The 5,242-nt window shown below is 70.5% G+C and carries 6 protein-coding genes; 3 read left to right on the top strand and 3 right to left on the bottom strand.

The window, feature by feature from the left end; genetic code table 11:
- Nucleotides 1-158: 158 nt before the first annotated feature.
- Nucleotides 159-641 (bottom strand): hypothetical protein, encoded by a 483-nt coding sequence (locus QH283_RS15350; protein WP_280503669.1) that lies wholly within the window; start codon nucleotides 639-641, stop codon nucleotides 159-161.
- A gap of 245 nt (nucleotides 642-886) precedes the next feature.
- Here QH283_RS15350 and QH283_RS15345 point away from each other — a divergent pair, with 245 nt between their 5' ends.
- The gene (locus QH283_RS15345) at nucleotides 887-1,468 is read left to right on the top strand and encodes a DUF4282 domain-containing protein (RefSeq protein ID WP_280503668.1); all 582 of its coding nucleotides are present in this window, start codon (nucleotides 887-889) and stop codon (nucleotides 1,466-1,468) included.
- 150 nt (nucleotides 1,469-1,618) lie between these two features.
- Nucleotides 1,619-2,494 (top strand): helix-turn-helix domain-containing protein, encoded by an 876-nt coding sequence (locus QH283_RS15340; RefSeq protein ID WP_280503667.1) that lies wholly within the window; start codon nucleotides 1,619-1,621, stop codon nucleotides 2,492-2,494.
- 16 nt (nucleotides 2,495-2,510) lie between these two features.
- Here the strand turns inward: QH283_RS15340 and QH283_RS15335 are convergent, their stop codons facing one another.
- Nucleotides 2,511-3,059, bottom strand: a complete 549-nt coding sequence (locus tag QH283_RS15335) for a dTDP-4-dehydrorhamnose 3,5-epimerase family protein (protein ID WP_280503666.1) — start codon at nucleotides 3,057-3,059, stop codon at nucleotides 2,511-2,513.
- A 2-nt stretch (nucleotides 3,060-3,061) separates the two neighbouring features.
- A complete protein-coding gene (gene rfbA, locus QH283_RS15330; protein ID WP_280503665.1) occupies nucleotides 3,062-3,934 on the bottom strand; it encodes a glucose-1-phosphate thymidylyltransferase RfbA in 873 nt (290 codons plus the stop codon).
- 228 nt (nucleotides 3,935-4,162) lie between these two features.
- Between rfbA and QH283_RS15325 the strand changes: the two genes are divergently transcribed.
- Nucleotides 4,163-5,128, top strand: coding sequence for an alpha/beta hydrolase (locus QH283_RS15325; protein WP_280503664.1), 966 nt, complete (start codon nucleotides 4,163-4,165; stop codon nucleotides 5,126-5,128).
- Nucleotides 5,129-5,242: the final 114 nt, after the last annotated feature.

Genomic DNA, 5,242 nt, shown 5'->3' with positions numbered 1-5,242 from the left:
GTCGGCGCGGGAGGCTGGTGGGCGGCGGGCGGAGAGAACGAGAAAGACCGGCATCCGTGTCACGGATGCCGGTCGGCAGCGGGGTAGTGCGGTCCGCCGCTACGCAGAGGAGAGAGTCCGCCTGTCGGCGGGAGCTTTTCGGCCGTTCGCGGGCGCGGTCAGCAGGCGACGCTGGTCAGCTGCGGGCGACGACGGGTCGCGGCGGAGCGGACGGCGGCGGCGACGGCCACCACCGGCGGCACCCAGCGGGCCTCGTGCGGGGCGACGCCCCAGTTGGCCGAGCCGGCCGACAGCTTGCTCGGCGGCAGCGGGACTCCGTCGCCCTCGGTGTAGACGATCGCGCCTGCCTCGCGCAGTGCCTCGATGGCCATCGCGGCCTTGCGCAGACCGGTCACCAGGTGGATCTCGCGGCGCTCGGTGCCGGGAACCTCGATCACCGGGCCGGTCAGGTTGTTCGCGCGCAGGAAGCGCCGGACGTCCGCTGCCAGTTCGCCGCTGAGCTCGACGGCCGAAATGTCGTCGTCGGTGATCAGGCACAGCCCGTTGGCCGTTTCGGCAACCGTCCAACCGCGCTGGATGTAGTCCTGCGCCGCGGCGTCCATGTCGGCCGCGGAGACGGAAGTCGGAAACGTGGTGCGCACTGTTTTCTCCATTCCCGGATAGCTCTGGGGTCCTGCGTTCATGGGGCGTATCGACAGGCGGGGGTCGGTGCGTTACGCCTTGGCGAAAAAATTTCTCGAATGTGCAGTAGGTCTCATCCGGCGTGGCAGTGTATCGCTTCGATCTCGGATCGCTCACGACCCGGTCACCTCATGTCCCATTCGCGTCGGAGTGATGTGCGGCGCAGGGCTGGTTTCACCCGCGGGCATCGGGGCAGTATGCGAGCATGACCGATTCCGGTGCGCAGGCCGGCCCGCCCGAGGGCGAGGCCGGTGAAGCCGGTGAGATCGAGACCGGGTCCCGCTGGATCACCTGGAAGGCCTCGGCGTTGCGCAGGCTCTCCGGCCCCGCCGAGCCGCCGCCGGAGGACGAGCCCGCGCGCCCGTTTCGCAGTCGCGCCGATTTCCGGCGCTGGGTCGCCGACGCCTTCGGCGTGCTGCTCGACGTGCAGTTCCGGCGTTCGGCGACGCGCACCCTGCTGCCGCTGGCCTATCTGCTCGGCCTGGTCTTCGCCGTCGCGGCGCCGATCGCGCTGGTCGTGCTGATGTGGAAGGTCACCTTCGTGCTCGGCATCCTGGCCGCCGCGGTGGCGATCCCGCTCGGGCTGTCCATCGCCGCCGCCGTGCGGCTGATGCTGGAATTCCTGGTCAACGCCTCCCGGCTGGCGACGCGCGTGGAACACATCAGCGATCTGGCCGACGATCTGTTCCAGGCGCTGTCGGATGTGGCCGAGCCGGTCAACCAGCTGTCCGAGGACGTGCGCGCGGTCCAGTTCTGGCGATTCCGGCGCGGAAATTCCCGGAAATAGCGAGCGTGTAGCTCGGTGGGTCGCAGGCCGTGCCCCCCGTTATCCGGTATTGCGCCGCGTGGGATCTGTTGTGAAACAATGCCGTCCGGGCGGCCCGCGCACGAATGCGGCGGCGCCCGAACGCATCTCGAGGGGTTCCAGGGGGACACAATGGCTCTTACGCATTCGACAACCGGATCGACCATGCCGCGAAGACGGCTCGGCCGCAGTCTGCGGGATCTGCGCACCCGCGCGCGGATGACCACGCGCACCGCCGCGCGGCACCTGGAGTGGTCGGAAGCCAAGATATGGCGGATCGAGACCGGTCAGACCTCGTTGCGCAGCCTCGACGTCGAGGCCATGTGCAAGGTGTACGGCGCGCCCGCCGAGGTGGTCGGGCCGCTGGCGGCGCTGGCCAAGGAGACCAAGGCCAGGGGGTGGTGGACGGCCTACACCGATGTGGTGTCCGAGGGGTTCGACATCTACATCGGCCTCGAGGAGGCCGCCCGCCAGGTGACGGGCTACGAGACGGATCTGGTGCCAGGTCTGTTGCAGACCGAGGCCTACACCCGCGCCCTGCTGCGCGCGGCGCGGCCGTCGGCCTCGGACAACGAGATCGAGCGCAGGGTGGAGTTGCGCCGGACCAGGCAGCTGCTGCTCACCCGGCCCGGCGCGCCGCTGCGGGTGGACGCGGTGATCCCGGAGTCGGTGCTGCGCCACCGCATCGGCGGCGAGCAGGTCGCGACCGAGCAACTGGAGCACCTGCGCAGGCTGTGCGAGTTGCCCACGGTGCGCCTGCGGGTGGTCCCCGAGGGCGCGGACTTCCACGCGGGCATGGAGACCGGCGGTTTCTCCATCCTCGAGTTCCCTTCCGAGGCGTCGGCCGAGCCGGAGCCGCCGGTGATCTACGTCGAGTCCTTCACCGGGCCGGTCTATCTGGACAAGGAGGCCGAGTTCGCCCGCTATCGCGCGGCGTTCGGCAACATCGCCGCGGCCGCGGTGGATGTCCGCGAGGTGCTCGACGGCGCCGTCGCCGCACCCGCCTGAGCCCGGGCCGGGCGGTTCAGCCCAGCCGGGGCGCGGCCTCGTCCTTGGGGGAGCGCAGGTAGGTCAGCGGCGTGCCGTCGCGCCCCACCCTCGGCCAGTCGATGGCCAGGGTGGGATCGAAGGCGTCGATGTCGCGGTCGGCCTCCGGGGTGTATTCCAGCGAGCACAGATAGCAGACGGTCGAGCCGTCCTCCAGCGAGAGGATGGCGTGACCGAGTCCCTCGGACAGGAAGACCGAGCGGCGGTTCACGTCGTCGATCAGCACGCTGTCCCAGTGGCCGAAGGTGGGCGAGCCGGGGCGCAGGTCGACCACCACGTCGAGGAAGGCGCCGCGCACGCAGGTCACGTACTTGGCCTGGCCGGGCGGGTCCTCGGTGTAGTGGATGCCGCGCAGCACGCCGGCGGCCGAGCCCGAGACGTTGACCTGGCGCAGGTCCAGCGGACGGCCGGTGGCCTTCTCGAACTCCGAGGCCTTGAACGACTCGGTGAACGCGCCGCGCGCGTCGGTCAGCACGCGCGGCGTGACAACCCACGCGCCCGGCACCGTCATCTCCCTGATGTCCACCTTCACCACTCCCGTCCGCGCTCGAGCAGGTCGAGCAGGTAACTGCCGTATCCAGAGCGGACCAGCGGCTCGGCCAGCGCCCGGAGTTGTTCGTCGTCGATCAGCCCGCGCCGCCAGGCGACCTCCTCGGGCACCCCGATCTTCAGGCCCTGCCGCTGCTCGATGGTGCGCACGTAGTTGGCCGCGTCCAGCAGCGAGTCGAAGGTGCCGGTGTCCAGCCACGCGGTGCCGCGCGCCAGCACGTCCACCCGCAACCGTCCCTGTTCCAGGTAGGCGCGGTTGATGTCGGTGATCTCGTATTCCCCGCGATCGGACGGACGTAACCCCCTGGCGATCTCCACCACGTCGTTGTCGTAGAAGTACAGCCCGGGGATGGCGTAGTTCGAGCGCGGCTTCTTCGGCTTCTCCTCGATCGACACCGCCTTGCCGTCGGCGAACTCGATGACGCCGTAGGCGCTGGGGTCGAAGACCCGGTAGGCGAAGATCGCGCCGCCGTCGAGATCCTTGAAGCGCTCCAGGCTGGTGCCGAGGCCGGGACCGTGGAAGATGTTGTCGCCCAGCACCAGCGCGACCGGGCCGTCGCCGATGTGGTCGGCGCCGAGGACGAAGGCGCTGGCCAGACCGTCGGGTTCGGGCTGCACCACGTAGTCGATGGTGATGCCGAAGTGGCTGCCGTCGCCGAGCAGTCTGCGGAAGGCCCGCGCGTCCTCGGGGGTGGTGATGACCAGCACCTCGGTGATGCCGGCGAGCATCAGGGTCGACAGCGGGTAGTAGACCATCGGCTTGTCGTAGACCGGGACGAGTTGCTTGCTCACGCCGCGCGTGATGGGGTGCAGCCGCGATCCGGTGCCGCCCGCCAGGATGATTCCGCGCATGGGGTGAAGTCTGCCAGTCGCGGCCGCGCCCGGCTTCGGTGAGGTTCCGGGTAGTGCACGATTGCGTCACAGGGGTTTCGCGGGACGCCGTTTCGGCCGATAAATGTTGCGTGGATCACTTTCTCGTGGTCTTCTGAAATGACAGTGTGTGAGATGTCGACGTGGACGCTCGCGCCGGTCGCCGCCGCGATCCGGTCGTCGTCGGGGTCGGCGGCTAGGCGGTGCGACATGGTTGTCCTCAACCCGGAAGGGCCGAGCGCTCCCGCGCGGCTGCTGCTGGCCACCTGCCGGGGCGTGGTGCGTCCCGCCCTCCGCCTTGCCCCGATCAACAGGACCACCATCCCCGTCGGCGCGCTGGCCGTGGAGAGCCTGGCCAGGCTGCGCCCGCGGCCGCGCGGCGTCGAACGCGAACAGGTCAGCCTGCCCGGCTTCCGTATCGAGATCATCCGGCCGGCGGGCGCCGCCAGGGCGCTGCGCCACGGCGCGGTGCTGTACATGCACGGCGGCGGCTTCGCCATCTGCGGTCTGGAGACCCACCGTCCGGTGGCGGCCAGCCTGGCCAGGCGCACCGGCATGGCCGTGGTCAACGTCGAGTACCGCCAGCTGCCCGGCCGCAGCATCACCCAGTCGGTGGACGACTGCCTCACCGCCTACCGCTGGCTGCTGCGCCACGGCGCGCCCGCCGCGCGCGTCGTCTTCGCCGGTGATTCGGCGGGCGGGTACCTCAGCTTCGCCACCGCCCTGCGGATCATCGAGCGGGGCCTGCCCGCCCCGGCGGGCCTGATCGGCCTGAGCCCGCTGCTCGATCTGGACTACGCGGCCAAGCGCGATCACCCCAACGTCGCCCTCGACCCCTACATCCCGCTGTCGGCGCTCGAGGCGGTGGTGCGCCTCGGCGCGGAGATCGACGGTGTGCTCGATCCGCTGATGTCCCCGGTCAACGGCATTCTGGCGGACCTGCCGCCGGTGCTGCTCATCGCCGCCGAGGACGAGGTGCTGCGCTACGACGCCGAACTCATGGCCCAGCGCCTGGACGCCGCCGGCGTGCCCAACACCCTCGAGCTGTGGCGTGGCCAGGTCCACGCCTTCACCACCATCTGGCCCGGCCTGCCGGAGAGCCGCGCCGCCCTCGGCCGGGCGGCACGGTTCGCGCGCACCTGCGTGGCCGCCGGTGACCAGGCTCGGACGGCCTGATCCGCTCGGCCGGACGAGTCGATGAAACCCCCTCCCGGTCGCCGGACCGGGGGTGCGTTGGTTCGGTCGGCGGCAGCCCGAAACGGGCCGCACCAAGTCACGGTCGACGGAATG

This window comes from Nocardia farcinica (genome assembly GCF_029867845.1).
GTDB classification, from domain to species: domain Bacteria; phylum Actinomycetota; class Actinomycetes; order Mycobacteriales; family Mycobacteriaceae; genus Nocardia; species Nocardia farcinica_A.
This window is presented reverse-complemented; position numbering and strand designations above follow the sequence as displayed.